20 protein-coding genes, 4 tRNA genes and 1 pseudogene are annotated in these 24,861 nt (G+C 51.3%); 13 read left to right on the forward strand and 12 right to left on the reverse strand.

Going from position 1 to position 24,861, the window contains the following annotated elements:
• Positions 1–9: 9 nt before the first annotated feature.
• The 6 genes from MMG03_RS08755 to MMG03_RS08780 form a co-directional block, all read right to left on the reverse strand.
• Positions 10–1,113: a sugar nucleotide-binding protein gene (locus tag MMG03_RS08755; RefSeq protein WP_249506120.1), complete on the reverse strand. Its 1,104-nt coding sequence runs from the start codon at positions 1,111–1,113 to the stop codon at positions 10–12.
• The gene (locus tag MMG03_RS08760; RefSeq protein ID WP_073158831.1) at positions 1,110–1,664 is read right to left on the reverse strand and encodes an NUDIX hydrolase; all 555 of its coding nucleotides are present in this window, start codon (positions 1,662–1,664) and stop codon (positions 1,110–1,112) included. Before MMG03_RS08760 ends, MMG03_RS08755 begins: the two co-directional genes overlap by 4 nt.
• 8 nt (positions 1,665–1,672) lie before the next feature.
• On the reverse strand, positions 1,673–2,587 hold the full coding sequence (locus MMG03_RS08765; RefSeq protein WP_073158833.1) for an MBL fold metallo-hydrolase: 915 nt from the start codon (positions 2,585–2,587) through the stop codon (positions 1,673–1,675).
• Positions 2,588–2,784: 197 nt separating this feature from the next.
• Positions 2,785–4,002 (reverse strand): MFS transporter, encoded by a 1,218-nt coding sequence (locus tag MMG03_RS08770; RefSeq protein ID WP_088665981.1) that lies wholly within the window; start codon positions 4,000–4,002, stop codon positions 2,785–2,787.
• Positions 4,003–4,099: 97 nt separating this feature from the next.
• On the reverse strand, positions 4,100–5,260 hold the full coding sequence (locus MMG03_RS08775; protein ID WP_073158837.1) for a class I SAM-dependent RNA methyltransferase: 1,161 nt from the start codon (positions 5,258–5,260) through the stop codon (positions 4,100–4,102).
• Positions 5,261–5,758: 498 nt separating this feature from the next.
• Positions 5,759–5,830 (reverse strand) — tRNA-Gly (locus MMG03_RS08780).
• 123 nt (positions 5,831–5,953) lie between these two features.
• Here MMG03_RS08780 and infC point away from each other — a divergent pair.
• The 3 genes from infC to rplT are packed head-to-tail and all read left to right on the forward strand — an operon-like array spanning position 5,954 to position 7,157.
• Positions 5,954–6,574 (forward strand): translation initiation factor IF-3, encoded by a 621-nt coding sequence (gene infC / locus MMG03_RS08785; protein WP_249269383.1) that lies wholly within the window; start codon positions 5,954–5,956, stop codon positions 6,572–6,574.
• 23 nt (positions 6,575–6,597) lie between these two features.
• Positions 6,598–6,795 carry a 50S ribosomal protein L35 gene (gene rpmI / locus MMG03_RS08790; RefSeq protein ID WP_073158842.1) on the forward strand — a complete coding sequence of 66 codons (198 nt, stop codon included), beginning with the start codon at positions 6,598–6,600 and terminating at the stop codon, positions 6,793–6,795.
• A gap of 11 nt (positions 6,796–6,806) precedes the next feature.
• Positions 6,807–7,157, forward strand: coding sequence for a 50S ribosomal protein L20 (gene rplT / locus MMG03_RS08795; protein ID WP_073158843.1), 351 nt, complete (start codon positions 6,807–6,809; stop codon positions 7,155–7,157).
• A gap of 186 nt (positions 7,158–7,343) precedes the next feature.
• Here the strand turns inward: rplT and MMG03_RS08800 are convergent, their stop codons facing one another.
• The 4 genes from MMG03_RS08800 to MMG03_RS08815 all read right to left on the reverse strand — a co-directional run bounded on the left by MMG03_RS08800 (position 7,344) and on the right by MMG03_RS08815 (position 13,131).
• A complete protein-coding gene (locus MMG03_RS08800; RefSeq protein ID WP_073285342.1) occupies positions 7,344–8,495 on the reverse strand; it encodes a GGDEF domain-containing protein in 1,152 nt (383 codons plus the stop codon).
• Positions 8,496–8,534: 39 nt separating this feature from the next.
• Positions 8,535–9,806, reverse strand: a complete 1,272-nt coding sequence (locus tag MMG03_RS08805; protein ID WP_249506122.1) for a pitrilysin family protein — start codon at positions 9,804–9,806, stop codon at positions 8,535–8,537.
• Positions 9,807–9,811: 5 nt separating this feature from the next.
• Positions 9,812–10,591, reverse strand: a complete 780-nt coding sequence (locus tag MMG03_RS08810) for a nuclease-related domain-containing protein (protein ID WP_073285337.1) — start codon at positions 10,589–10,591, stop codon at positions 9,812–9,814.
• Between the two features lie 119 nt (positions 10,592–10,710).
• Positions 10,711–13,131 (reverse strand): DEAD/DEAH box helicase, encoded by a 2,421-nt coding sequence (locus MMG03_RS08815; protein ID WP_088658879.1) that lies wholly within the window; start codon positions 13,129–13,131, stop codon positions 10,711–10,713.
• Positions 13,132–13,422: 291 nt separating this feature from the next.
• Here MMG03_RS08815 and rbsD point away from each other — a divergent pair, with 291 nt between their 5' ends.
• From rbsD to rbr, 8 genes and pseudogenes are all read left to right on the forward strand, one after another.
• Complete coding sequence (rbsD, locus tag MMG03_RS08820; RefSeq protein WP_073158851.1) at positions 13,423–13,821, forward strand: D-ribose pyranase; 399 nt, start codon at positions 13,423–13,425, stop codon at positions 13,819–13,821.
• A gap of 20 nt (positions 13,822–13,841) precedes the next feature.
• The gene (locus MMG03_RS08825; RefSeq protein ID WP_249506123.1) at positions 13,842–15,326 is read left to right on the forward strand and encodes a sugar ABC transporter ATP-binding protein; all 1,485 of its coding nucleotides are present in this window, start codon (positions 13,842–13,844) and stop codon (positions 15,324–15,326) included.
• Positions 15,326–16,300: an ABC transporter permease gene (locus MMG03_RS08830; protein ID WP_073158854.1), complete on the forward strand. Its 975-nt coding sequence runs from the start codon at positions 15,326–15,328 to the stop codon at positions 16,298–16,300. Before MMG03_RS08825 ends, MMG03_RS08830 begins: the two co-directional genes overlap by 1 nt.
• A gap of 13 nt (positions 16,301–16,313) precedes the next feature.
• Positions 16,314–17,222: pseudogene (locus MMG03_RS16115) on the forward strand (substrate-binding domain-containing protein); the annotation flags it as partial.
• The gene (locus tag MMG03_RS16120) at positions 17,217–18,089 is read left to right on the forward strand and encodes a substrate-binding domain-containing protein (RefSeq protein ID WP_346348710.1); all 873 of its coding nucleotides are present in this window, start codon (positions 17,217–17,219) and stop codon (positions 18,087–18,089) included. The pseudogene MMG03_RS16115 and the gene MMG03_RS16120, both read left to right, overlap by 6 nt.
• A gap of 9 nt (positions 18,090–18,098) precedes the next feature.
• Complete coding sequence (locus MMG03_RS08840) at positions 18,099–18,989, forward strand: ribokinase (RefSeq protein WP_073234523.1); 891 nt, start codon at positions 18,099–18,101, stop codon at positions 18,987–18,989.
• Positions 18,990–19,106: 117 nt separating this feature from the next.
• Positions 19,107–19,191: transfer RNA gene (locus MMG03_RS08845), tRNA-Ser, on the forward strand.
• A 175-nt stretch (positions 19,192–19,366) separates the two neighbouring features.
• Positions 19,367–19,906, forward strand: coding sequence for a rubrerythrin (rbr, locus tag MMG03_RS08850; protein WP_073158858.1), 540 nt, complete (start codon positions 19,367–19,369; stop codon positions 19,904–19,906).
• 236 nt (positions 19,907–20,142) lie between these two features.
• On the opposite strand, the gene MMG03_RS08855 is transcribed toward rbr, so the two are convergent.
• Positions 20,143–20,215, reverse strand: a tRNA-Glu gene (locus MMG03_RS08855).
• A gap of 172 nt (positions 20,216–20,387) precedes the next feature.
• On the opposite strand from MMG03_RS08855, the gene MMG03_RS08860 reads away from it, so the two are divergent.
• Both MMG03_RS08860 and MMG03_RS08865 read left to right on the forward strand, forming a co-directional pair.
• Entirely contained in the window at positions 20,388–23,135 is a 2,748-nt protein-coding gene (locus MMG03_RS08860) for an ATP-binding protein (RefSeq protein ID WP_249506124.1), read from the forward strand.
• Between the two features lie 126 nt (positions 23,136–23,261).
• Entirely contained in the window at positions 23,262–24,632 is a 1,371-nt protein-coding gene (locus tag MMG03_RS08865; RefSeq protein WP_073158862.1) for an anaerobic C4-dicarboxylate transporter, read from the forward strand.
• A gap of 146 nt (positions 24,633–24,778) precedes the next feature.
• Here MMG03_RS08865 and MMG03_RS08870 read toward each other — a convergent pair.
• A tRNA-Glu gene (locus tag MMG03_RS08870) sits at positions 24,779–24,851 on the reverse strand.
• Positions 24,852–24,861: the final 10 nt, after the last annotated feature.

Raw genomic sequence — 24,861 nt, forward strand, 5'->3', positions numbered from 1 at the left:
AAAAATGCCCTAAAAGTCCAATTTTTCACCAATGACCAAAAGTCTATAAATGGCTTCTTCGCTGCCGACTCGGTGCTTGTCGGGGCAGTTTCTGCCAAAAGTCTTGTGCCAATCCCAGCCTGTGGGAACTATGGCGTCGTCAAAAGGCCAGGGGCGGATAAAGCCTTCTGGAAGAAGACTGTAAAGTTTGCTGCTGTCGATGTCCAGGTCGCCTACGCGCGGGGGCATGGGTCCTGCATCAATTCGGGGACAACCATGAAGCAGTTCTTCGGGGTAACCTCCGATGGCGTTGACCAACTGGCCTGCGTTATAAAGGGTGACTCGGCGGGGGCCGCCACAGTTGTAAATCCCTGCAGGGAATTCGTGTTCCAGAATGTACTGCACCACGCGACACATGTCGTTTCCGTAGATGGGTCTGCGGTATTCGTCGGTATAGAGGGTGGCAGGGCGACCCGGTCTAAAACGGTAGCTGATCCAGTCGATGGCTCCAGCGCAACCGCCGGGGGCGTAATCCATAGGCAGTGGCACGCGAAGCATTACGGCATCGGGCTTGATCCGCTGGATTTCGATTTCTGCTTCCAGCTGGTGTTTGCCGTAATTGTGGATAGGATCCTTGGGCGCGTCGTCTTTGTAGGGGCGGAGTTGGGCAGTTTCTTCGCTGCCACTCCAGACCATGTCCGTTGAAATTCTTACGAAGGTGCAGTTGTAATCGGCGGCCAGCTGGGCGGCATCTACACCCTGTTCGCAGTTCAGCAGATGGCTTCGGGGTGTGTCGCATTCGCAGGCCTTTAGGGCGCAGTTTCCACTGGCGTCAATGACCGTCTTGAACTGATGCTTTTCGAAAAGGCGGGTGAGGCTTGCGGTATCTTCGGCGTCGATGGCTACTACATCGGATCCAAAAACGCAGGGATGCTTGATGGGCCGGATGCCGATTAGTGGTGCCGCTGCATCAGGGTGACGGGGGGCCGGATGGATTGTTCCGCTGGTGCCGTCGCTTTCGTCGGTGCCGCCAAAAAGTTTGTTGAAGTGCCTGAAAAGGGCGTAGCCCGGAACACCGTTCAAACCGAGAACGAGAATGGGTAACTGCAGTTTTCGTGAGGCGAGTTCGATCACTTCTGGCTCAGTTTCCACTTGAGGTAACCCGCCATCTGCAGCGGGTGATTGAATGTTCCGTCAAGCATTTTGGCCTGCAGTTCTTCGTCAGAAAATTCGGAGGATTCTATTTCTTCGGTTTCGTCGAAGTGGGTTTCGCCTGCTCGGATTACGCCGTCGATGAATACCACATGGAACTTTCCACGGTGACGATCCGGGTTCACCGGATATGAACCCAGGTATAAAGGCACTTGCTTATTAGCTGCGCTGGTGACTCCGTAACCGCATTCTTCCTGCAGCTCGCGGAGGGCGGCTTCTTCGGGAGTTTCATTCTTGTCGATGATTCCTGCAGGAAATTCCAATGCGATTTTCCCTGTGCCGTGGCGGTACTGTTCTGTCATGACCCACTTACCGTCTGCGGTACGTGCCAGAATCAAAACCCAATCGGGCTGCCACAATGTGTAGAAATCGTCGATGACTTTTCCGTTAGGCAGTTCGCATTTTTCCTTGGCCACTTTTAGCCAGGGGGCGTTTACCAGGTATTCCGTATCAAGAAGTTTCCAGGGTTTCATCGTGAACCTTACTTTGCAAATCCCGGCGGGGGAAGGTGCATGCCGGCCATGGTCAGGTTGTTCTGCTTGGCGTAGGCGAGAATTCGCTTGCGGGCTTCGATGGACTTTTCCTTGTCCATGTCGTAATTGGAATTGATTTCGGGATGGTCCTTCTGTAAAGCGTAACCGTGCATCAGGTCACCGATAATCAGCAAGTCGGATTTCTGGAAAACGGTGTGGCCGGGCGTGTGACCCACGGCGTCCATGGCGATGACGTTGTGGGGCAGAGTGTCGCCAAAGGCGAAGAGCTTGAGGCTGTCGCTGTATGTGTTCAGAATGCCGACGGCAAGACCGTTGTCCTTGATGTCGTTGAACCAGGCGTCCTTTTCAACTTGGCCCACATAGACGGCGGCGTTCTTGAAGACTTTTTCAAAACCGGTGTCGGTCTTGTTCACGAGACCGTTGATGTGGTCCACGTGCAAGTGGGTCAGGTAAATCTTGGTGATGGAATCGGGGCTGATGTTCAGTTCTTGCAAGTGGTTCAGCATCTGTCCGCCGAATGCTCCCAGACCTGCGTCGAAGAGGACGTATTCCCCTTGGGACTTCAGGAGGTAAGTGCTAACCGTGGCGGGAATGCCGTTAGGGAGATTCAAACTGTTGTAGAGAGAATCGCTGGCATCGCTGAACAGGTCGCGAGGGTTCAGCTTTTCGCCTGCGTTGTCCTGGATCCAGGTGACTGTGGAACCGTCTGCCAATGTGATGGTCTTGGTCACGGCACGAGCTTCCGGGGCTGTTGTGTTTTCATTTGCTACGGAAGTTTCTGCGGATTCTGTTGCTTTGACTTCGGAAGTGTTTTCAGACTTCACTTCCTGCTTGTTGCAAGCGGTGAATGCAAAAGCCAAGGCGAACGCCGGCAAGGAAATTTTTAAAAGACGATTTTTCATAAAAGAACCCTAGACTATAGATATCAGATTATGAGATATAAGATATGAAAAAATAGGTATGAGGTACGAGGTGTGAGCTCGGAGCCTGCGGCTCCTTTCAGCGGAGAGTTTTGAGCCTTGAGCGATGAGCCAGATAATCGCGCCAGAGTCGCCTTACTTTAACACACGACTCATATCTCCCTTTAACCTTTTACGCTTTAACCTTTCTCCTTGCTCATTTCCCTTGTGTAGTATTTGCTGGTGTAGCTTAGGTACATGATGTCGGCGACGAACAGCGCGGCGCTGCATGCCAGGAATACTTGCTGGTGCATCCCGAAATGCTGTGCCATGGATCCACCTGTTAGAATGCCTGCCCCGATTCCAATATCCCAGGCGCTCAGGTATGTGCTATTGGCTGTACCTCGTTGATCGTGTCTTGCCAGGTTGACGCACATAGTCTGATATCCCGGAAAAATAAGTCCCAGGCTTGTACCAATCATCAAAGCCGATGCAAAGAACAGCAAGGTCGTTCCACCGGGAATCATAGGTCCCAAAGTGCCGCAGAAGGAAAGCAGTAAGTAGGCCGCCACGTTCAAGGTCATGCCCATGCCCACCAGGCGGGTAAGCCATCCTTTGTCGATCAGGCGACCGGTAAGAACGCGGTTTATAATGAGGCCGGCTGCAATCAGGGCGTAGAACCAGCCGCTTCCGCCGATGCCTTGTTCCTTTGCATAAAGAGCGATGTAGTTGGTGACGGGACCGTAGGCGAATCCTACGAAAATGAAATTCAGGAATTGAGGAAAGGCGCGGGTCAAGAAAAAGCGGTCCAGGGAAAGGGGCGGACGTTTTACCTTGGGGCGAGGCTTTACGGGAAGCGTCTTTACCAGGATGAGGCCTATTACGCAAAGGGCCACTGAAATGGCGAAAACCACGTTGCTTCCGAGACCTTCGTAAAGGAACATGCCGGTCATGGGACCTGTGGCAAAAGCCAGGTTCACGCTAATGCCGAAGTAGCCGATGCCTTCACCGCGGCGGCTGCTAGGAAGTGCGTCAATGGCGACGGTGTTACTTGCCGTGGTAGAAATTCCGAAGAACACGCCGTGCATGAAACGGACCACTGCAAGCAGGGGCAAAAGTCCCAGAGCCCAGTAGCCCACAAAGCACAAGGTGAATGCAAAGAAGGTCCAGAAATACAGCGGCTTGCGATTGAGGCTATCTACCAGGAAGCCCGCGAAGGGCCTACAGCAGAGGGCGCCGATAGTGTACAGCGAAATGATGATTCCTGCGGTAGAATTGTCCGTCTGGAATTTTTCAAAGATGTACAACGGCAGAACCGGCAACAGCTGGTAAAAGCTGAAGAATAGAAGAAAGTTGGCTGCGGAACACGTTACAAATGGGCGCGTCCAAAGAGCTGGTTTCTGTTCATTATCCGTCATTTTTCGCGCATCACTTTTTTATTGTTCAACTGAACCGTCAGCAACAGCCCACAACCCACCGTCAACCGTCTACTGTCTACTTCCTACTAACCACTAACTACTTCTTCTCCAGCATCACGATAGTTTCGAGATGGGGAGTTCCCGGGAACAAGTCCAGGGGCTGCACTTCGCGGACGCGGTAGCCGTAACGTTCCCATTCCTTGAGGGCGGCGGGGATTTCGTCGGTGCCGCAGAAAACGTGGCACACGCGGATGGGCTTACGCATGGCGAGAGCGTGAATGACGCCCGGTTCGCAACCCTTGCGGGGCGGGTCCAGCAGAATCTTTTCCGGTTCACCGGGCACAACGCGGGGCAGGCGCAACTGCACGAAATCTTCGTCGATCTTGCCTGCGATAAACTTGTAGTTCTTCTTCAGGTAGCGGGCGCTGGCCTTGGCGGTTTCGATGGAAGGACCTTCCCATTCGACGCCCAGCACAGACTTGGCGGCTTCGCCCAGGGCGAAACTGAACAGACCGTAGCCGCAGTACAAATCCAGGAACTTGTCTTCCTTGGTAAGGCTCAGCATTCGGCTGGCGGCCTTGATCAAGTTGTGGATCTGGCTTTCGTTAATCTGGCTGAATCCGGTGACAGGGTACTTCAGGCTGAAATGACCTAGGTTCAGAGCCAGCTCGCGGGGTCCGTAAAGCTGCTTGAAATTCAGACCTTCCGTGGGGCGCTTGGCTTCCAGATAGTAGTCGGATTCCGTGGTGTCTACATAGGCGTGGGCGGCGGTTACATTCAGTTCGCTCTTCTGCAGCACTTCGGAAATCTGCTTCAGTTTGCGGACGATGGTGGCGTCGATTTTCTTGATGTTAAAAATGACCACGCGGTAGCGGTAAGTACCACGGATGATAATCCAGTTCAAGGCATAGGCCAGGGGCTTGTAAGCCGGAGTGATCAGCTTTTCGAAAAGCAGGTCGTAAATCTTGTTGTGTTCTTCCGGTTCCAGCATGGATTCCTGGCGGTCGAACTGCAGGTTGCCCGGGACCATGGCCACGCGTCGCTTACTGGTGGTGCGGTAACCGCGGGGCATGGGGCTTGCGATGACGTTCTGCGGATTGCCTGCCAGACGGTTCACGTCCCAGAATTCCTTGATGGCCTGATTCTTGATTTTCAGTTCGTCCTTGTAGTCGAACATGGCCAAAGATTCGCCGTGGGCGGAATCGGCTTCGCGGGTGTAATTGGGGACGCAGTTTGCAATAGCCTGCTCAAAAAACATAGGTGCCTCCGTGGCGGCAAAATTTTACAAGTGCAAATGTAGAAAAACGGCGTTGGATTACAATATTTTGGACGTTTGAAAATGTTTCTTGCTTCCGGTTACTAGCTAATCTTCGGGTAAATGCTGGATTGGATAGTAGTTTTTATGGAAAAGATCCAGATAAAGAGATACCTTTACTAACCAAGCTCCCTGAAAAATGGAATTTGGTTAGTAAAATGGTTGTGGACAAAGTAATTTTTACTAACTAAACGCCGATGACTAGAGGGTCTGGTTAGTAACCATCGCCAAATGGACCCAAAACATCCATCGAGGAGGGGGTTGGGGGAGGGTGCTAAGATCGGGTTCGTCCAGCAAAAAAGTCCCCCTCCTTTGAGGAGGGGGTTGGGGGAGGGTGCTAAGATCGGGTTCGTCCAGCAAAAAAGTCCCCCTCCTTTGAGGAGGGGGTTGGGGGAGGGTGCTAAAAAAGGTCCCTTCCAGAGGAAGGGGCCTTTTTGTAAAAGCGGCGGACCGGGATCGAACCGGCAACCATTAGCTTGGAAGGCTAAAGCTCTACCATTGAGCTACCGCCGCAATTTGTGCTCAATTATACAAAAAAACACCCGATTTTAAAGGGGTAAATAAAAAAGTATTGTAATTTTTCAAAAAAAATGTTAAATTTACGCCACTTAAACAATTTACCTGAGGTAGCTTAACTTGGCTTTACAACCCCCCCGTGGCCGTCAGATGCCCAACCGTCAGAGCGACGGCACCCGCATCAACGAAGACATCCGTATTTCCCCCATCCGTCTTGTGAAGGAAGAAGGCGAAGCCATCATCATCGAAACCCACAAGGCTTTGCAGATGGCTAAGGACGCCGGTCTGGACCTGGTGGAAGTGTCTCCCAATGCTAAGCCCCCCGTATGCAAGATCATCAACTACGGTAAGTACAAGTTCGAGCAGGTCAAGAAGGCTAAGGCCGCCAAGGCCAAGCAGCATGTGGTGAAGCTGAAAGAAATCAAGATGCACCCCAAGACCGCCGAAAACGACTACCAGTACCGCATCAAGCAGGCAGGTGAATTCCTTCAGGATGGCATGAAGGTGAAGCTTATCATGCAGTTCCGCGGTCGCGAAATGGCCCATATGGATTATGGCAAGCGTCTCATGGAACGTGCAAAAGAAGACTTGGCCGCCTTTGGCGACCTTGAAATGGACTCTAGAGTCGAAGGCAATACTATGCTTTCTATCTATGGTCCTAAGCGTGGTGCCGCTGCCGCCAAAAAGCAGCAGGATGCACCGAAGCCCGTAACCGAGCCCATGGCAGCAGGTGAGGCTTAACTTAATAACCTAACGAGGTAAAAATGCCTAAGATGAAAACTCACAGCGGTTCCAAGAAGCGCTTCCGCCTGACCGGCTCCGGCCACGTCAAGTTCAAGCGCGCTGGTATGCGCCACATTCAAACCAAGATGACCACTAAGCGTAAGCGTAACCTGCGTAAGGGCGCTCTCATTAAGAAGGTCGACATGTATCACGTCAAGCGTCTGCTTGTAGTAGCATAAGGAGTGTAAGAATGCCCCGCGCAAAATCCAGAGTTCCTTCCCGCGAACGCCGCAAAAATATCCTCAAAGCCGCTAAGGGCTTCTACGGTCGTCGCAAGTCCAACATTCGCCTTGCTATTGACGCAGTTGCTCACGCCGGTCAGTATGCCTACGCACACCGCCGCGACAAGAAGGGTGACTTCCGCTCTCTGTGGATCACTCGTCTGAACGCTGCAGTTCGTGAATACGGCATCAGCTATAGCCAGTTCATTTACAAGCTCTCCAAGGCTAACATCAAGATGAACCGTAAGGTTCTCGCTGATATGGCAGTTGCAGATCCTGCATCCTTCGCCAAGGTCGTGGACGCTGTTAAGGCTGCATAATTTAGACGCAAGTCTAAATTCGCTCTAGCATCATCTAGCGAGAAATTTACCCCGCTCTCCGGAGTGGGGTATTTTTTTGTGTAGTCTGCCCCGGCCGGGCCGTACTTTGTCTGGCGCACACGGCGGACGTACTTTGAATGAACGTACTTTGTCTGAAGTACCTGGCAGACGTTCTTTCTTAATGTACTATCTCAGTCTGCGGTCATTTTCTGAGTGAACCGCATAATAGGCCTTCTTGTTTTCGTACATCTCTCGGTCGATGGTGTTGATGAACTCGTCCATCGTTCCCTTTTTCAGATCGAGCAGTCCCTTTCCGATGGAGGTGGAGAGTTTGAAGGGGGCCTTGGAATTGTTGTTGAACTTTTCGATGCGGTAATGGATTTCGCGGATGAGGCCGTCTGCCTTTTCTTGGTCCGCCGTGTTCAACAGCACGATAAATTCGTCGCCGGCATAGCGGATGGCGACCCCTTCGTCGTGGATGGTCCTCTGGAGGATGTCGGCCATGGCGATCAGGGCGCGGTCGCCAACGGAATGGCCGAAGTCGTCGTTGATCTTCTTGAAGGAGTTCAGGTCCAGCATCAGACCGGTCATGACGGTTCTACGTTTTCGTGAGAAGACGTTCATGTGGCGGTCCAGGTACACGCGGTTGTATAGGCCCGTCAGTCGGTCGCGGAAGATGAGTTCGTTCTGCAGGCTAGAGAAGATGCCGGCAATAGAAACGGCCAAGCCTGCCGAAATGGTGGAAATGCCGTAGAACAGGGTCTGGGCAAAAGTGCCAATCATCAGCGGGAAGAAATACACCCAGATGGGGAAGTACTTCAGGATACCGTTACGCCTGCGGCTCCAGAAGTAGACCACGATGCTGTCCATGGTGATGCCGTAGTCGATAACGGTGTAAATCCAATAGCCCCACATTCTGTGGTAGTGGTTGTTGCCATCGATGGAAAAAATGAACGGGCAGAAAAAGTTGATGAGTACGCCCAACGTTCCAAGCCCCACGACGGTTTTCAGAATCTTGGAGTGAATCCTTGATACGCCTCCACAAATGTGTTGCGAAAGGAAGACGAACCACAGGGTAGAGCAATACATGTTGGATCCGTAGAGCCAACCGTTGCCATAGATGTTGATGAATTTTGCGAGGGCTCCGGGGCGACCTTCCGATGTGAAAACAATGGGGTCGATAAGGCAATTCAGGAATCCGAGGATCAGCATGACCAGGAGAGACGTGTTCTCCAGATTCTTGCGGGGAAGCTTCCAGACGTTACCTGCGGCAACAACGGCCAGAAGTACTGCACCGAAGATGTTAACCACATATATGCACGACAGGGTTGAATCCATACATTTTTAATATAGATTCTTGTGGGGCGTTTTGAGGGCCTAGAAAAAATCTGTTGTGATTTCTGACTTCTTCTTGCTCTTGGGTTCGACCACGGCGGCGGAGTATTTGGCGTTTGCGAACAGGTCGTTTGTGAGGCCCGTCACATCTTCGGCGGTCAAATCCCGGATGATCTTTTCGGAGTGTTCCATGGTGTGGAATTCGCCCAGGTGCAGAATCTGTTCCGCCATGCGGATGGCTCGCTTTTCGGGATTGTCTGCACCCAAGTGCATGCCGCCCAAAATGTTGGCTTTTGTCCGTTCCAGTTCGTCTTTCATGAAGCCTTGCTTTAGGAATTTTTTCGTTTCCTTGACGCTCAATTCCAGCGCCAATTTCAACTGCTTTGGTTCTGTTGCCAGGGCCACTCCCCAGTCCACGCAGTCGCGGTAGATGTCGGCGGTGGAATAGACGGAATAGGCAAGGCCCTTGTCTTCGCGGATCTTCTGGAAAAGTCTGCTGGCCATGCCTGCGCCCATGGCCACATTAAAAATGGAAAGGGCGCAGCGACCTTTTTCGTCCATGCGGCTCTTGTCGAAACTCATGCCCCAGAAAAGATTGGACTGGGTGATGTCCTGCTTCTGCACCACCTTTACGCTCTGGTTGGATTTGTAGATGTTGGCGGGTGCGATCCCGCCGGATTTCTTGCGGGCGAATTTCTGCAGGCAGAGTTCCACTAATGCGTCGTGGTTCACCTTGCCTGCGGCGCAGACGTAAATGGGCAATTCATTAATGACTTGGTCGCGATAAGTCAGCATCTGCTTGTGGGTCAGTTCCTTGACTTCCTTGACGGTGCCGGTAATGGAATGGGCGATACCGCAACCCTTAAAATGGATGGCGTTAAAAACGTCGCCTACAAGTTCTTCGGGAATGTCATCGTAGCTGTGGACTTCCTCGATGATGACTTTCCGTTCCTTTTCCATTTCCTTCTTTTCGAAGCGGGGATTCATGAGCATGTCGGCGATGACGTCGATGGCGAGAGCCAAGTCGCCACTTTCTACGTTGGCGTAAAAGCCGGTTTCCTGGCGAGTGGTGTAGGCTTCCAGATTTCCGCCGCGGTCTTCGATGGCACGGGCGATTTCAAGGGCGGTACGATTTTCGGTACCCTTAAAAACCAGATGTTCATAAAAATGACTCAAACCAAATTCGCCCTTGGCTTCGTGTCGGCTGCCCCGGGGGAACCAGGCGCCAACGGTTACGGAATAGGCATGGGGCATGTAGTCGGTCATGACCACAACGCCGTTAGAAAGCTTTGTCTCTTTGATAATCTGCTTCATATAAATTAGCGGTGTTTTGACTGGATGTAGGCCCTGTGTTCTGCCTTGGTCTTTTCGTTTGCCATGGCGCAGGGTTTCAGTTTCCAGTATAGGCTTTCAAGCTGTTCTGTTTCGAGAATTGTCTTTTGGTTCTTTATGATGTTAGACAGCTTTTTTTGCAATTGAAAAATATGGAGGATGATCCAGTTTACGTCTAGTGAAGAACCGCTAACCTTTGGGGAGGTTGGGATTCCCTTGAGAACGCAGCGGTCGCTGAAGACGATGGCTGAAAAGACGGGAAGCTCGTCAACGTTCAGATCGCTTTTGGAAAAGTTCTCTTTCAGAAAATGTCGGAGGGCGCGGATGTGTCCGGCGTTTTGCTGGATGGGGTTGTGGAAGGTGTGGGTGGTGCGGGCGTTCAGGCGCTGGTGCCAACGTTCCTCTTCCAGAGTGCCGGTAATTTCACCGGAGATGTTCTTGGTTTCTAGCACGTAGATGCCGGACTGGTGCAAGAGCAGGGCGTCGATTTCGGTGGTACCGCCGTGGCTTGGAATGTACAGGTTTTTCATCAGCACGAATTTGCGTCCGTCGTCGTTGCAAATGCTGGTCAGTGTCTTGAAAGTGGCCGCTTCGCCGTAGACTCCGTCGGGATCATTTTCCAACTGTTCCTTCTGGAAGTCCTTGAAAGTCTTGCGGCGACCATCATTATGGAACTGCCCTGGTTTAGGCTTGGCTGCCTTTGTCTTGAAAAATACGAAGGCCAAAAGCAAAATGATGGCGAGCAATGTAACGATGGTGGAAGTCATGGCGAAAGTATAAGAAAAATGTTCCGCTAAAATTTTTACAGAATGGTTTATGCAAACGAAAACGGCTCGCATTTAGCGAGCCGTTTAAAATCGCGTTGGTTGATTGCGAACTTGCCGTATTAATGTCTTCCGAAGCGGCGGGTCTTGCGGAAGGGCTTGTCGCCGAAGTCGCGTTCGTCATGGTCCTTGCGGAAAGGCTTTTCGCCGAACTTTTCACGACGGCGTTCTTCGCGGTTGCCTGCAAACTTGCGGTCTCCGCGTTCGCCGTGATCGACACCGAAACCGCGACCTTCACGTTCCTTGCGGAATCCGCCACGGCGTTCTTCACGATTGCCTCGGCCAAAACCGCCGCGGCCTTCACGGTGGAAGCTGCGTCCTTCGCGGGGGCGAGTTCCCGGAGCGGGGCCGGTAGGAGGTTCGTCTGTCATCAGACGGAAGCGGGCGTCGTTTCCGCGGATGGTGATGCCTGCCAGAATGTCAAGAACTTCCTGGCTAGTGTCTTCGGGCAGTTCAACGGTGCTGAACTTGTCGAAGAGCTTGATGCGGCCGATGATGGAGCTGCTGATGTTTGCTTCGCCGGCGATGGCGCCTACGATGTCGCGGGGGGTAACGTGGTCGATGCGGCCCACGCCCATGTAGTAACGCAGGTAACCTTCTTCAACGCCGTTATTGCCTTCCTTACGTTCTTTGCGCAGACGCTGCTTTTCTTCGCCGTTCATGCCTACGCCAAAGTCGTCACGTTCGCGGCGGGCCTTTTCACGGCGTGCTTCGCGGGGAGCGTCCAGGGGCTGCAATTCCGGGAACAGGGGCTGCTTCTTCTGGTACATTTTGATGATGGCGGCGGCTACGTCTTCGGCGGTGATTTCGGTAACGGATCCATCTTCGTTTTCAACGCCGTTGGTCTTATTGCAGCCGGCTGCTACCATCTCGCGGACCAAAGTCTTGAACTTGTCCAGTTCGCCGTAGCTCAAGACGCTGTTCACCTTTTCCTTGAAGGCGGCCACGCGTTTCTGGCTGATGATTTCGCCGGTGGGCATTTCCATCACGTCGATGGGCTGGCGGGTGGCCCGTTCGATAATCTTCAGCATGCGCTTTTCGCGGGGAGTGATGAAGAGGATGGCGTCGCCGCTACGGCCTGCACGACCTGTACGTCCAATGCGGTGTACGTAGGATTCCGTGTCAAAAGGAATGTCGTAGTTCACCACCAGGGAAATGCGGTCCACGTCGATACCGCGGGCGGCCACGTCGGTAGCCACCACGATATCCAGCTTGCCCATCTTTAAACGGTTGATGGTGCGTTCGCGCATGGACTGGGCCAAGTCGCCATTCAGCGGGGCGACGGTAAAGCCGCGGCTTTCCAGCTTTTCGGCCACTTCGGTGGTGTTCTGCTTGGTGCGCACAAAGATCAGCACGCCGTCAAATTCTTCGCCTTCCAGGACGCGGGCCAAGGCTTCGACCTTGTGCTCGTTCTTTACCATCAGGTAACGCTGGCGAATGTTTTCAACGGTGGTGGTCTTGCTTTCGATGCAAGCCTCATCGTATTCGCCCAGGTACTTGTCGATAATGGCCTTCACCTTCTTGGGCATGGTGGCGCTAAAGAGGGCGCGCTGTGCGCTTGCGGGAATTTCCTTCAGGATGGTTTCGACATCTTCTTCGAAACCCATGTCCAGCATTTCGTCAGCTTCGTCCAGGACGATAGCCTTCACGCCGCCCAGGGTGATGGTGCCGCGCTTGATATGGTCAATAAGACGGCCCGGAGTGGCAACGATGATGTTGGCCTGGCGCTTGAGGGCGCGGATCTGCACGGCGATATCCTGACCACCGTAAACGGGAACCACATGGACCTTGGGCAGGTTTACGGAATACTGCTGGATGGCTTCGGCGACCTGGATGGCCAATTCGCGGGTAGGAGTCAGCACCAGCATAGAGGTTTCGTGACCGTTGAATTCCAGGCGGGAAAGCAGGGGCAGGGAGAAGGCGGCTGTCTTACCGGTACCTGTCTGTGCCGTACCCAGGAGGTTTCCGCCCTGAAGCAGTGCGGGAATAGCCTTCACCTGAATGGGGGAGGGGGTCACATAGTTCATGGCCTTGATGGCGTCCAGAACGGCGGGAGCCAAGTCCAGGTCCTCGAAAGTGACCAGTGCTTCGTCACCTTCGGTTTCGTCGCTCAGTTCTTCGTCTTCGTCCTCTGTGGAATCGTTTTTGTCTGCGGAATCATTTTCGTCTGCGGATTCTTCGACGGTTTCGATGTTTTCTTCTTGCTCTTGTTCCGTAGTTTGCTGTTCTTCGTCGACGAATTCAATAGATTCACCAACATTTGCCTTGGCTTCTGCGCCAGCCTTTACGATGTTGCAATCATCATCGATGACGATTCCATCGGGATTCAATGCCAAAAAAGCGGCTTCGTCAGCTTCGTCTTCGTCGGCCCCACCAGCAATGGATGCCAAAAAGGCATCGGCTTCGCGGGCAATCTTGGATTTGGAGTCAATAGTTTCTTCGGGGATGCGATCTTCCGCACCCTGCTTTTCAGGATTCTTCATAAATCACCTTCGGGGACCCGTAAACTTCATCTGCGGCCCATGCCGCGTCATCTCGTCGCTGTAAAGCGTTTAAAATAAGCCCCGAAGTGCACTCGCACTCAAAAAACCTGAAGTTCGTTAGGTCACCTAACTCAAATGTGGGCACAAAGGTAGAAATGTGTATTGGAAAATCAAAGGTTATAAAAAGCACATATTCCAATATGGAATATATTCGGGTCTTGCTTTCTGCCCCTTTGTGTAATATTAAAATAAGTTAGAAACAAAACGTAAAAGGAAAGAAGGGACCAATTAATGAAGCGAAATGGAATTTTAAATAGTGAAATTTCCCGAGTTTTAGGGTATTTGGGCCATACGGACTGCATTTGCATTGGCGACTGTGGCCTGCCCATTCCCGACGAAACAGAGCGTATCGACCTGGCTCTGGCTTTTGGCGTACCCACCTTTATGCAGACCTTGACCGAAGTGGTGAAGGATATGAAGGTGGAAAAAATCGTCTTGGCCGAAGAAATCAAGACCAAGAATCCCCAGGTTGAGGGTCAGGTGCTGCAACTGTTAAAGGGTGTTGAAGTGGAATATGTACCTCATACGAAACTGAAGGCACGCACCCAGACTTGCAAGGCTGTAATTAGAACTGGGGAAACTACTCCTTATGCCAACATAATTTTGCAATCCGGGTGCATTTTCGCCTGATAGGAGGATCGTAATACTCTATGCATGTTGAAATGAAAGGCATTAACAAGTCTTTTGGAAGCAACCAGGTATTGAAGGATGCCGGCTTCTTCCTGAAAGACGGTGAAATCCACGCCTTGATGGGTGAAAACGGGGCCGGAAAGTCGACCTTGATGAAGATCCTGACGGGCGTGTATACCCGCGATTCCGGTACCGTGATTGTGGATGGCAAGGAAGTGACCTACCACAGTCCCAAGGAAGCCGAAGAGGCGGGTATCGTTTTTATTTACCAGGAATTGAACGTTCTGTTTGACCTGACGGTTGAAGAAAACCTGTTCATGGGTCGCGAAATTACCAAGCGCTTTGGTATCTGCGACAAGAAGGCCATGCGCGCTAAGGCCCAGGAAATCATGGACCGCATGGGAGTCCATATTCCCGTGGATGCGGTCATGAGCGACTTGTCTGTGGGCCAGCAGCAGATGGTGGAAATCTGTAAGGCCCTTATGGTGGATGCCAAGGTCCTGATTATGGACGAACCTACGGCTGCCCTTACCCAGAGCGAAACTGAAGTCCTGTTTGAGGTCATCAATTCCCTGCGCAAGAAGGGTGTCTCTATCGTCTACGTTTCTCACCGCATGGAAGAAATCTTTGAATTGTGCGACCGTATCACCATCCTCCGCGATGGTACCTATATCGATACCAAGTACATCAAGGATATCACCATGGATGACGTGGTGAAGATGATGATCGGCCGTGAAATCGGTGAACGTTTCCCCAAGCGCGATAACGCCATCGGCGGTGAAGTGCTCCGCGTGGAAGGCCTTACTCATGAAAAGCTGTTCCGCGACGTAAGCTTTAATGTCCGTGCCGGCGAAGTGCTTGGCGTGTCGGGCCTTATGGGTGCTGGCCGTACCGAGATTATGCATGCCGTTTTCGGCAATATGCCTACGGTGTCCGGCAAGGTCTTTATCAACGGTAAGGAAGTATTCATTCGCAATCCGCGTCAGGCTATTGAAGCGGGTATCGGCTTTATTACTGAAGACCGTAAGACCGAAGGCCTGCTGCTGGAAAAGTGCATTGCTGAAAACATCGAACTGACCAACTTGGGAATCGTTTCCAAGAAGGGTGTTCTGGATTCTGCAAAGCAGTCCAGCCTTGTGAAGCGCGGTATCGAGGAATTCCGCATCCGCTGTTTCGGCCCTCAGCATGAATGCGGTAACTTGAGCGGTGGTAACCAGCAGAAGGTGGTTCTTGCCAAGTGGATTTATACGGATCCCAAGATCCTCATTCTGGATGAACCCACTCGCGGCGTGGATATCGGCGCCAAGAAGGAAATTTACAACGTAATCAATGATATGGCCGCCAAGGGCGTCGCCGTTATCATGGTGTCTTCTGAATTGCCCGAAGTTCTGGGCATGAGTGACCGCATTATGGTGGTTCACGAAGGACATGTGACTGGCATTATTAATGGTGCCGATGCGGATCAGGAAAAAATTATGACTCTTGCTACAGGAGGTAAAATCTAATGAAAAAGGAAAATAAGAATCTAGGTGCTTTTTTATCGGAATATGGCGTCTTTATAGCGCTTGCTATTCTGGTGGTGGTCATTAGCTCCATTAGCCCCGAATTCCGCCAGCCGGGTAACTTCCTGAACTTGTTGCGTCAGGCTTCCTTTAACGGCTTGATTGCCTTCGGTATGACCTGTGTCATTCTCAGTGGCGGTATCGACCTTTCTGTGGGTTCTACCTTTGCCTTGAGCGCCATTGTCTGTGCCGAAATGATTGGCCATGGCGTACCTGTCATTGTTGCGGTTCCCGTAGCATTGCTGGTGGGTGTGGCTCTCGGCTTGATTAGTGGTCTTTTGGTGACCAAGGGTCGTTTGCAACCGTTCATTGCAACCCTTATTACCATGACGGCTTATCGTGGCCTCGCCATGATCCTTACCGATGGTAAGCCCATTTCCCGCCTGGCAGAAAGTTCTGGTGATAGCCTTTTGTTCAAGGCTCTGGGTAAGGGTAATGTGGTCTGCGATTTCTTGCCGGCTATTAAAATTCCTATTCCTATCTTGATCCTGTTGGCCTCCTTTGGAATCTTCTATTTCTTGCTGAAGCATACCACTTTCGGTCGCCGCCTTTACGCTACCGGTTCTAACGCCAAGTGCGCCGCACTTTCTGGCGTGAACATCGATCGCGTGAAGATGAGTGTCTATGGTATTTCCGGTTTCCTCAGCGCATTGGCCGGTCTGATCATGATTAGCCGTGTGGACTCCGCACAGCCTATTATGGGTAGCGGTTATGAACTGGATGCCATCGCTGCTGTTGCCCTTGGTGGTACCAGTATGAATGGCGGCCGCGGAAGAATTACCGGTACAATTGCAGGTGTTCTGATCATTGCTGTTTTGAACAACGGCTTGAACATCTTGGGTGTCACTTCCTACTATCAGAACGTGATCAAGGCTGTAGTAATCTTGGTTGCTGTGCTTGCTGATCGTAAGAGATAAGGAGATTTGAATCATGAAAAGAATTTTTGCTTTACTTTTCGCTTCTTTTGTGTCTGTGATGATGGCTGCATGTTCTATTGTCATTGACGGTGAAGAAAAGACTACTGCCCAGAAAGTTGATTCCAAGGGCGCAATCGGCTTGTCTGTTTCTACTCTGAACAATCCTTTCTTCGTGACTCTTGTGGAAGGCGCCAAGAAGGCTGCCGTGGAACTGAATGCCAACATTACTGTGGTGGATGCTGGTGATAATGTATCCAAGCAGGTGAGCGACATCGAAGACTTGGTCAGTAAGAATGTCAGCATCCTGATTGTGAACGCTGTAGACTCTGACGCCTTGACTGGTGCTGTAAAGGCTGCCAAGTCCAAGGGCGTGAAGGTCATTAGCGTGGACCGCGCCATCAACGGCGTGGAAGTGGATTGCCAGATTGCTTCTGATAACGTTGCCGGTGCAGAACTTGCAACCCAATATATCGTAGACAAGCTTGGCGAAGGTGTTGTGACTGCAGAACTGCAGGGCACCATGGGTTCTTCTGCTGCTATTGATCGCGGTAAGGGTTTCCACAACATTGCCGATGCAAAGTTGAATGTGGTCGCATCCCAGACTGCAAACTTTAACCGTACCGAAGGCATGAGCGTTATGGAAAATATGCTCCAGGCCAACGGCAACATTGCTGCCGTATTCGCTGCCAATGACGAAATGGCTCTGGGTGCCGTTGAAGCTAGCAGCGGTGCAGGCAAGAAGGTGATGGTGGTTGGCTTTGATGCAACCGACGATGCTGTAGAAGCTATCAAGGCTGGCCGCATGGCTGCAACCATCGCTCAGCAGCCTGGCCTGATTGGTGAAACTGCTGTTCGTGCTGCAGTGGATCTGAACAACGGCAAGTCCATCGAAAAGAACATTCCGGTGAAGGTCACCTTGGTTACTGCTGAAAATGCAGACAAGTTGAATGCCGATAAGCCCAGCTTCAGCGGTACCATCGGTCTGTCTGTTTCTACTCTGAACAATCCCTTCTTCGTTACTCTGGTTGAAGGAGCCAAGAAGACTGCTGCTGAATTGAAGCTTGCCCTCACTGTGGTTGACGCTGGTGACAATGTTTCCAAGCAGGTTAGCGACATTGAAGATTTGATCAGCAAGAACGTTAGCATCCTTATCGTGAACGCTGTGGATTCCGATGCTCTGACCGGTGCCGTAAAGGTGGCCAAGTCCAAGGGCGTAAAGGTCATTAGCGTGGACCGCGCCATCAACGGTGTGGAAGTGGATTGCCAGATTGCATCCGATAACGTTGCCGGTGCAGAATTGGCTACCCAGTACATCGTAGACAAGCTGGGTGAAGGCGTTATTACCGCTGAACTTCAGGGTACTCTGGGTTCCTCTGCCGCTATCGATCGCGGTAAGGGTTTCCACAACATTGCCGATAAGAAACTAAAAGTGGCTGCCTCTCAGACCGCAAACTTCAACCGTACCGAAGGCATGAGCGTCATGGAAAATATGCTCCAGGCTAATGGCAAGATTGCTGCAGTCTTTGCCGCTAACGACGAAATGGCTCTGGGAGCCGTAGAAGCTAGCAGCGGTGCAGGCAAGAAGGTGATGGTCGTTGGCTTTGATGCAACCGACGACGCTGTTGAAGCCATTAAGGCTGGCCGTATGGCTGCAACCATCGCTCAGCAGCCCGCACTGATTGGCGAAACTGCTGTCCGTACTGCCATGGACATCGCCAACGGCAAGGTTGTAGAAAAGAACATCCCGGTGAAGGTCACTTTGGTCACTGCTGAAAATGCAGGTAAGTAGGAAGGTATCATGAAAGTTCTAAATATCGGATCCATGAACCTTGACCACGTCTATAGCGTGGACCACATTATCCTGCCGGGCGAAACTGAAGCTACCGGAGCCGTCAAGCATTACCTGGGCGGCAAGGGTATGAATCAGTCTGTTGCTCTTGCTAAGGCTGGCGTTGAAGTTTATCAGGGCGGTATGATTGGTGAAGATGGTCAGCCCTTCCTGGACGCTTGTAAAGAGTATGGTGTTCATGGGGAATTCATTGCTAAAGTCGATGATCAAACTGGCCATACCATCATCCAGATTGACAAGAACGCCCAGAACAGTATCTTGCTGTATGGTGGTGCAAACCAGCGTCTGACTCAGGAATATGTGGATGGCGTTCTCGGCCACTTTGCTGCCGGCGACATTCTGTTGCTGCAGAACGAAGTGAACCTTTTGCCCTACATCGTGGACAAGGCTTACGAAAAGGGAATGCAGATCGCCTTGAATCCGTCCCCATTCAACGAAAAGCTGGATGCGGTGGATATGACCAAGATCAGCATCTTCTTGCTGAACGAGGTGGAAGGCAATCAGGTGACCGGCAAGACGGACCCGGATGAAATTCTGGCTGAAATGCGCAAGCGTTTCCCCAAGGCCCGCATTGTGCTGACCCTGGGCAAGGACGGTGCCGTGTATAGCGATGGTGACCAGAAGGTGTTCCAGCCTATCTTCCCCGTGAAGGCAGTGGATACTACCGCTGCAGGCGATACTTTTACCGGCTATTTCCTGGCAGGTCTCGCAGAAGGCATGCCCATTGCTCAGGCTCTCCGCATGAGCGCCCGCGCTTCCGCCATTGCGGTAAGCCGCCCCGGCGCCGTACCCTCGATCCCCTTGCGAAAGGAAGTGGAGGAAGCTCTGGCCAACGGCTGATGATGTAGCTAATTGGACCTGCTCTAAGGGTCGAATGGACCGCCGCTAAAAACGGCCACCTGTAAAGGAACCTTAATAGACAAAGCAGAGAAATTATACTACATTGCGCCTTACGTCGGAGAGATGTCAGAGTGGTCGATTGAGCCGGCCTCGAAAACCGGAGTCTGTAATAGGACCGAGGGTTCGAATCCCTCTCTCTCCTTTGAATAAAAGACGCCCCCAGGTGGGGCGTCTTTTATTCTATAGACGATCGGGAGTCGAGCCCTCGATTAAGAGGGTTCGCTTGACTTCGCGAGAGCCGTAGGCGAACTGTTTTTTCTAAAAAAAACATTGTATATTGTTTCAGTAACGTTTTAACCTCAATTCAAGGAGACACGATGGCTAATAAGTACGCTGGTACCCAGACCGAAAAGAACCTCGAAGCTGCATTTGCAGGCGAATCCCAGGCTCGTAACAAGTACACTTACTTTGCATCCCGCGCAAAGAAGGATGGTTTCGAACAGATCGCAGCTCTGTTCCTGAAGACTGCAGAAAACGAAAAGGAACATGCCAAGATGTGGTTCAAGGAATTGGGCGGCATCGGTGACACCGCAGAAAACCTGAAGGCTGCTGCCGACGGTGAAAACTACGAATGGACCGACATGTACGAAGAATTCGCAAAGACTGCCGAAGCTGAAGGTTTCGCCGCCCTTGCAAAGAAGTTCCGCCTGGTAGCAGCTATTGAAAAGCATCACGAAGAACGCTACCGCGCACTTCTCAAGAATGTGGAAACTTCCGCCGTGTTCGAAAAGAGCGAAGTCAAGGTTTGGGAATGCCGCAACTGCGGTCATATCGTCGTGGGTACCAAGGCTCCCGAAGTCTGCCCCACTTGCGCTCACCCCCAGTCCTACTTCGAAGTCAACGCTGAGAACTATTAAGAGCCGAGCGTCGCAGAAAAAAGAAAGAATCCGGTGGGGTTCTTTCTTTTTTTGTTGGGAAATTACGGTTGAAGAAGATGTCTTTCCTGAATTAGACCGTATGATTGTTGTTGTGGAGCTTGATTTTTGATTACTGGTACGGTTTATTTTTGAAAAAAAATGAATTTCCAACCGTAGTTCCCGTGGAACGGGGGGGGTATACAAAAAACACCACTCAAGTGAGCGGTGTTTTTGTATACCTCCAAGCGGTTTCGAACCGCTGTTGCGGGAATGAAAATCCCGAGTCCTGGGCCACTAGACGATGGAGGCGTTTAGGTGCGACCAAATATAGGAAAGTATCTGAATTAGTCAAGGGTGTTGCATAAAAATTTTTTTTCGTACAAATTTACCGTTTTGCCTCACATTGTATTATATTTGCGCTTCGTAAGATTTTCGTAGTATTTTGGGCCTTTTGTGAGGCTGATTAAGGCGGATGTGATTGATGTCTAGCGGTGTTGAATTGCTTGAATCTGTTTTGGACGGCTCTGATCGTCTGGTCCTGGTTTGCGATGCAGAATCGTTTTCTGTGGTTTATGCGAATAAGATGGCCCGAGATTATGCAAAACAGGGTGAAACTCCCTATAAGGGGGTGCCTTGTTTCAAGTATATGATGGGCCTGGATAGTCAGTGCCCTTTTTGCCCCCTCCGCAAGTCAGAAAAACGCGATTCCCTAAATGCCGATGTGAATCTTGGTGACCGAGTTTATAATACCAAGGTTGAATACAAGGAGCTGGATGGCCGGAAGGTTTTTGTTGAGTATGTTGCTGACGTAACCTCCATTCGCCGTACCGAAAAACAGTATGTAGATCAGCTTAAATTGCTGAAGGATTCCATTCCCAATACCGATGTGGTTTTTCATTTGGACCTTACCGGCAATGCGGTCCTGGGGGTAGATGGCGAGGACGGTTACATCGAGGGGCTTAAGTCCTGGATGGCTTCGCGTCAGGAATCCACGACAGTAGATTCCATTGTGGAAATACTTTCCTGTAATATCCCCAAGCAGGTTTCCCGTATAGCTTACCTCAAGGATTTTGCTTGTGCTTCCTTGATCCGGCATTATGAAGAGGGCAAGATGTCCTTCGAACGGGAGATGGAATGTTTTAGGGACGATGAAATTATTCCGTACCGTGCTTGCGTCCGCTATATGATGAACCCCATCAACGGTCATCTGGAAGCGGTTATCTATGGAGTCGATCTTTCTCAAGAGAAACTGGCTCAGGAACGTCAGCTGAACTTCGTTACTGCCTTAAGCCAGGATTTCCGTTATGTGTACCTTTGGAATCCTGACAAAGATGAGATCTCCATTGTCAAGCAGGACGGCTTCATGGTCCGTAGCGACCTTGGGGCTGAAAACAAGTTCCCGTATGATGCCATGTGGGCTCACTACATTGAAGACCGCGTCTTCTCGGAAGATCGCGAAATGATGTACAAGGCCATGGAAAAGGAGAAGGTCCTTGCCTATCTCAAGGATCATGAAAACTATGTGGGCACCTACCGCGTGGTTGAAAATGGAGATATTCATTACTTCCAGTACAAGTACGTAAAAATCGAGGGATCCTCCGAGATTATTGCGGGTTTCCAGAACGTGGACAAATTGTTGGATACCGAAATTTTCCGTAATTCCATTATCAGTACCTTGGCCAAGGTTTACTTCTGTGCCTATGATATTGACCTTTCTACGGGGCATTTCCGCGAACTGGGCGATTCTACCCGAGATTATATTTCCAACGTCATCGGTCAGATGGGTGAGTCCATGGAAAAGTTCAGGGCCATTTGCCAGACGACGGTGGCGCCGGAACAGGTCCAGGAATTTCTCGATTTTACGAACATTCATACCTTGGCTGGCCGCCTAGCTAACCGCGATTCCATTGGTATCCATTTTAAGGGTTTGAATGCGGGTTGGTGTGAAGGTCTATTTGTTGTCATCAGTCGAGACAAGAATGGTCGGTGCTCCCATGTTCTGTGGGTTGTTCGTTCCATTAACGAAGAAGTGGCTAGGGAAGAAGCTTACAAGGTTCAGCTGAAGGACGCCCTCCGAAAAGCGGAGCGGGGAAGTGAGGTCAAGTCCAAGTTCCTGGCCAGGATGTCTCATGATATCCGCACGCCTTTGAATGGAATTATCGGTCTGCTTGAAGTTGCTGACCGTAAGGAACAAAGTCCGGAAGAGCGGGCGGAAGGCCGCAGGAAGGCGAAGAACGCCGCCAATCATTTGCTGTCGTTGTTGAACGATGTGCTGGATATGTGCGAGTTCGATGACGCCGAAACTCAACTGTTGGAAGAGCCTTTTGATCTTCAGCAGGTTCTTGGTGAAGTTCGTTCTATTGCCAATCTCCGTGCTGATGAAAATGATGTTGTCGTTAGATATGATGGTGCGTTGAGTGTAAAATGTCCCCATTTGCTGGGGAGCCCGCTCCATGTCCGTCAGGTATTCCTGAACATTTTGACCAATGCCATTAAGTTTAACAAGAAGGGCGGTTCCGTAGACTGTTATTCCGAAATCGTGAATGAGACGTCGGATGTCTTGACCTACTGTTTCCACGTGGTGGATTCGGGTATCGGTATGAGTAAGGAATTCCTTGAACGGATGTTTGAACCTTTTACCCAGGAACGTAATGATGCCCGAAGCACTTATCGGGGCTCCGGTATGGGCATGGCGATTGTAAAGGCCCTTGTGGAAAAGATGAATGGCCGGGTTACGGTCCGTAGTACAGAGGGCGTTGGAACTCACGTTGCTGTGACGATTCCCTTCAAGGTTGATCAGAGTTCTCGTGTTTGCCTCACTGAAGGTGCGGAAAGCGAATCCTTGGATGGTATGAAGGTCTTGCTGGTGGAAGACAACGACTTGAATCTGGAAATTGCCCGCCGAATCCTGGAAGACATGGGCGTGGTGGTGACTAGCGCTAGAGATGGCGAAGAAGCGGTGCGGGTCTTTGAAAGCGCTGGCCAGAACGAACTGGACTTGATTCTGATGGACTTGATGATGCCTGTGCTGGATGGTTTTGGGGCTGCCAGGAAAATCCGTCTTTCTGCTAAGAAGGAAGGTGCTGAAATTCCCATTGTGGCCTTGTCTGCCAATGCATTTGCAGAAGATGTGAAAAAGTCCAGGGACGCCGGCATGAACGGTCACTTGGCCAAACCCATCGATATTCCCTTGCTAAAGAAAACGCTGAATATGTACAAAAAGGCTTGATTTTCTTTTTGATAATTTATTTGGCGCTCCCCGTTCTTTTTTCAAAACTTTAGAGTAATTTCAATAGAAAAATGTTATCGTACTGATAACTTTTTTTCTGGTTGCTTTTGAAAAAGCGGAGGGATTATGGCTGTAATGATTATTCAGCTCTTGATTGTGCTGGCTGCTCTTTACGTGGGTTCACGTTATGGTAGCCTTGCCTTGGGTGCAATTTCTGGTATTGGCCTTGCCATCTTGGTGCTGGGCTTTGGTATGCAGCCGGGTAAGCCGCCTACCGATGTTATCTACATCATTATCGCGGCTGTGACCTGCGCCGGTATTATGCAGGCTGCGGGCGGTATGGATTGGTTAATCCAGTTAGCGGAAAGACTTCTGCGTAAACACCCTAACCAGATTATCTTCCTGGCTCCGCTTTGCACTTTCTTCCTCACGGTTCTCGTGGGTACCGGCCATGTGGTTTACACCCTCATGCCCATTATCTGCGATATTTCCCTGAAGAAGGGTATCCGTCCGGAACGTCCCTGCGCCGTGGCATCTGTGGCTTCCCAGGTGGGTATTACTTGCTCTCCCATTGCGGCCGCCGTGGCTTCTTTCGTGGTGATTTCCAACGCCAACGGTTTTGAAATCAACAACTTGCAGGTGATTGCGGTAACCATTCCTGCTTGCCTTTGCGGTTTGATGGCAGCCGCTGCCGTTAGCTACAAGCGCGGTCTCGATCTGGACAAGGATCCCGCTTTCCAGGCGAAGCTGAAGGACCCTCAGCAGCGTGAATACATGTACGGCAACACCGCTTCTGTGCTGGACAAGGCTGTTTCCAAGGAAGCAAAGCGTTCCGTGTTTATCTTCCTGGCTGCTTTGGCTGTGATTGTGATGTTCTCTGTGTTCCAGATTGCGGGCCATGACATTCGTCCCGCTTTCCCCACCGGCAAGGTAGTGGATGGCGTGGCTCAGGTGAAGCCCATGGGCATGAACTTGATCATTCAGATTGTGATGATTTCTGCAGCCGCCTTCATGATTATCTTCTGTAAGGCTGAACCCAAGAAGGCTGTGGCTGGAGCCGTTTGGCAGTCTGGCATGGTGGCTGTGGTGGCTATCTACGGTATCGCCTGGCTGGCTGATACTTACTTCGCCAACTACATGGATGTGATGCAGGGCGGCCTGAAGGATATTGTTCAGCATTATCCCTGGGCGATTGCCCTGGCCTTCTTTGCGGTGTCTGTGCTGATCAACTCTCAGGGCGCCGTGGTGGTGGCCATGCTTCCGCTGGCGTACAGTCTGGGTATCGAAGGTGCGGTGCTCTTGGGCGTGCTCCCCAGCGTATACGGCTACTTCTTCATTCCCAACTATCCTTCCGACATTGCCACCGTGAACTTCGACCGTTCCGGCACTACGGTAATCGGTAAGTACCTGCTGAACCACAGCTTTATGCTGCCGGGCATGACCAGCGTTATCGTTTCCACTATTGTGGGTTCTTTGATTGTGAAGGTGTTCTTCTAATTATGGGAGGTGTCGCGCGAATTTTTCGCGGGAAAGATCTTCGTGTGCTCTGGGCTCGCCGTAAGGCGGGCCCTTTTTTTGCGGTTATAAAACTAGGGGCGGTTGTAAAACAAGAAAAGCCCAACCTTTCGGTTGAGCTTCTCTTATACCTCCAAGCGGTTTCGAACCGCTGTTGCGGGAATGAAAATCCCGAGTCCTGGGCCACTAGACGATGGAGGCGTTTAGGTCG

The organism is Fibrobacter sp. HC4 (assembly GCF_023373925.1).
GTDB lineage: Bacteria > Fibrobacterota > Fibrobacteria > Fibrobacterales > Fibrobacteraceae > Fibrobacter.

Excerpts from the sequence above, each read along its gene's own strand:
- MMG03_RS08760 (WP_073158831.1), bottom strand. The coding sequence starts at position 1,664 with ATGAAACCCTGGAAACTTCTTGATACGGAATACCTGGTAAACGCCCCC.
- MMG03_RS08765 (WP_073158833.1), bottom strand. The coding sequence starts at position 2,587 with ATGAAAAATCGTCTTTTAAAAATTTCCTTGCCGGCGTTCGCCTTGGCT.
- MMG03_RS08770 (WP_088665981.1), bottom strand. The coding sequence starts at position 4,002 with ATGACGGATAATGAACAGAAACCAGCTCTTTGGACGCGCCCATTTGTA.
- MMG03_RS08775 (WP_073158837.1), bottom strand. The coding sequence starts at position 5,260 with ATGTTTTTTGAGCAGGCTATTGCAAACTGCGTCCCCAATTACACCCGC.
- rpmI (WP_073158842.1), top strand. The coding sequence starts at position 6,598 with ATGCCTAAGATGAAAACTCACAGCGGTTCCAAGAAGCGCTTCCGCCTG.
- rplT (WP_073158843.1), top strand. The coding sequence starts at position 6,807 with ATGCCCCGCGCAAAATCCAGAGTTCCTTCCCGCGAACGCCGCAAAAAT.
- MMG03_RS08800 (WP_073285342.1), bottom strand. The coding sequence starts at position 8,495 with ATGGATTCAACCCTGTCGTGCATATATGTGGTTAACATCTTCGGTGCA.
- MMG03_RS08805 (WP_249506122.1), bottom strand. The coding sequence starts at position 9,806 with ATGAAGCAGATTATCAAAGAGACAAAGCTTTCTAACGGCGTTGTGGTC.
- MMG03_RS08810 (WP_073285337.1), bottom strand. The coding sequence starts at position 10,591 with ATGACTTCCACCATCGTTACATTGCTCGCCATCATTTTGCTTTTGGCC.
- MMG03_RS08815 (WP_088658879.1), bottom strand. The coding sequence starts at position 13,131 with ATGAAGAATCCTGAAAAGCAGGGTGCGGAAGATCGCATCCCCGAAGAA.
- rbsD (WP_073158851.1), top strand. The coding sequence starts at position 13,423 with ATGAAGCGAAATGGAATTTTAAATAGTGAAATTTCCCGAGTTTTAGGG.
- MMG03_RS08825 (WP_249506123.1), top strand. The coding sequence starts at position 13,842 with ATGCATGTTGAAATGAAAGGCATTAACAAGTCTTTTGGAAGCAACCAG.
- MMG03_RS08830 (WP_073158854.1), top strand. The coding sequence starts at position 15,326 with ATGAAAAAGGAAAATAAGAATCTAGGTGCTTTTTTATCGGAATATGGC.
- MMG03_RS08840 (WP_073234523.1), top strand. The coding sequence starts at position 18,099 with ATGAAAGTTCTAAATATCGGATCCATGAACCTTGACCACGTCTATAGC.
- rbr (WP_073158858.1), top strand. The coding sequence starts at position 19,367 with ATGGCTAATAAGTACGCTGGTACCCAGACCGAAAAGAACCTCGAAGCT.
- MMG03_RS08860 (WP_249506124.1), top strand. The coding sequence starts at position 20,388 with ATGTCTAGCGGTGTTGAATTGCTTGAATCTGTTTTGGACGGCTCTGAT.
- MMG03_RS08865 (WP_073158862.1), top strand. The coding sequence starts at position 23,262 with ATGGCTGTAATGATTATTCAGCTCTTGATTGTGCTGGCTGCTCTTTAC.